The 1,968-nt window shown below is 72.9% G+C and carries 2 protein-coding genes and 1 pseudogene; all 3 read right to left on the reverse strand.

Annotation, left to right across the window (positions count from 1 at the left end; all coding sequences use genetic code 11):
• On the reverse strand, positions 1-423 hold a 423-nt coding region (locus tag DKL51_RS31590; protein WP_260428746.1), incomplete at its 3' end, for a PfkB family carbohydrate kinase.
• Positions 417-1,625, reverse strand: a complete 1,209-nt coding sequence (gene manD / locus DKL51_RS31595) for a D-mannonate dehydratase ManD (RefSeq protein ID WP_124813114.1) — start codon at positions 1,623-1,625, stop codon at positions 417-419. The genes DKL51_RS31590 and manD, both read right to left, overlap by 7 nt.
• A pseudogene (locus tag DKL51_RS31600) lies at positions 1,622-1,968 on the reverse strand (hypothetical protein); the annotation flags it as partial. The pseudogene DKL51_RS31600 and the gene manD, both read right to left, overlap by 4 nt.

Raw genomic sequence — 1,968 nt, forward strand, 5'->3', positions numbered from 1 at the left:
GATGGCGCAGGCCACCCCGCTGGAGAGGACCACGCCGGCACCCGCCGCGAGCTCCTCCGGTACGTCGGCGGCGGCCAGGCTGGAACCGGCGCTGCCACGCCGGACGTAGACGAACTCGCGCTGGCCGGCCGGGTCGGCGTGCTGCAGGTAGAGGCCGTGCTGCCCGCGGGTCCGGATCAGCCGCGACGTGTCGACACCGAGCGCGGCCACCCGGGCCACCAGCTCGTCGCCCAGCTCGTCGTCGGGCACCCGGGCCAGCAGGGCGGTGTGTGCCCCGGCAGCGGCCGCCGCGCCGGCGGCGTTGAGTGCGTCCCCGGAGAAGCCCAGCCGCAGCGCCGCGCCGTCGCGCAGCGGTTCCAGCGCGGTCAGCTCGACGAGGATCTCGCCGAAGACCAGCACGTCCGGGGCGGTTCTGGTCACCATGGATGCACCGTGCCGTCCTCGAGCCGGTTCACCGGCAGGTACGCGGGGGAGTAGGGGAAGCGGGCGGCCGCCTCCTCGTCGATGTCCACCCCGAGCCCCGGCACCTCGCCGGGGTGCAGGTAGCCGTCGGCGAAGCGGTACTCGTGCGGGAAGACCTCGTCGGTCTGCGCGGTGTGCCGCATGTACTCCTGCAGGCCGAAGTTCGGGATGGCGATGTCCAGCTGCAGCGCGGCGGCCAGGCAGACCGGGGAGAGGTCGGTCGCGCCGTGGGAGCCGCTGCGTACGTGGTGCAGCGCGGCGTAGTCGAAGATCCGCCGCAGGTGGGTGATGCCCCCGGCGCGGACCACCGTGGTACGGATGTAGTCGATGAGCTGTTCCCGGATGAGATGGCTCGCGTCCCAGATCGAGTTGAAGATCTCGCCGGTGGCGATCGGCGTGGTGGTGTGCTGCCGAATCAGCCGGAAGCCGTCCTGCAGCTCGGCGGGGACCGGGTCCTCCATCCAGGTCAGCGCGTACGGCTCCAGGCTGCGTCCGAGCCGGGCCGCCTCGATCGGGGTCAGCCGGTGGTGCACGTCGTGCAGCAGCCGCAGGGTGGGTCCGAACTCCGCCCGCACCTTGGCGAAGACCGTGGGGACGTGCGCCAGGTAGCGCTCGGTGGACCAGGTCGCCTCACTGGGGAGTGCGGCGTCGGCCGCCTCGTAGAACATCTTGTCGCCGCTGACGCCGTACGTCTTGGCGAGGCCCGGCACGCCGCACTGCACCCGTACCGCCCGGTAGCCGAGGTCGACGAAGCGCGCCACCTCGGTCAGCACCTCGTCCACCGTCTCGCCGTTGGCGTGGCCGTACACCGTCACGCCTTCCCGGGACCGGCCGCCGAGCAGCTGGTAGACCGGCAACCCGGCGACCTTGCCCTTGATGTCCCACAGCGCGGTGTCCACCGCCGCGATGGCGCTCATCGTCACCGGGCCGCGTCGCCAGTACGCCCCCTGGTACAGGTACTGCCAGGTGTCCTCGATCCGCGCCGGGTCGCGCCCGATCAGCAGCGGGACGACGTGGTCGCGCAGGTACGACTCGACGGCCAGCTCGCGGCCGTTGAGGGTGGCGTCCCCGACTCCGGTGACGCCGTCGTCGGTGATGATCTTCAGGGTGACGAAGTTGCGGCCCGGGCAGGTCACGATCACCCGCGCGTCGGCGATCTTCATCGGGTCTCCTTCGTGCCGTCGGAGAACGCGGCCAGCAGCGACCGCAGCCGGTCCGCCGCGCCCGGCCGGAGCAGGTCGCTGCCGACGCCGACCGCGCAGGCGCCGGCGCGCAGCCAGTCCGGCACCGCCTCGAGCGCGATCCCGCCGGTCGGTACGAGGTCCGCGTCCGGCAGCAGCTGACGCAGGCTGACCAGGAAGCCGGGGCCACCCACATGGGCGGGGAACACCTTCACCGGGCCGTGCGCGGCGGCGGCCGCCACCTCGGCGGGCGTGAAGGCTCCTTCCAGAAAGGGCAACCCGGCGCGCTGCGCGATCACCCGTACGTCCGCCGCCGGCCACGGGC

This window comes from Micromonospora globispora (assembly GCF_003857015.1).
GTDB classification, from domain to species: domain Bacteria; phylum Actinomycetota; class Actinomycetes; order Mycobacteriales; family Micromonosporaceae; genus Micromonospora; species Micromonospora globispora.

Bases quoted from the DNA above. Each gene is read 5' to 3' on its own strand.
- manD (WP_124813114.1), bottom strand. From the start codon at position 1,625: ATGAAGATCGCCGACGCGCGGGTGATCGTGACCTGCCCGGGCCGCAAC.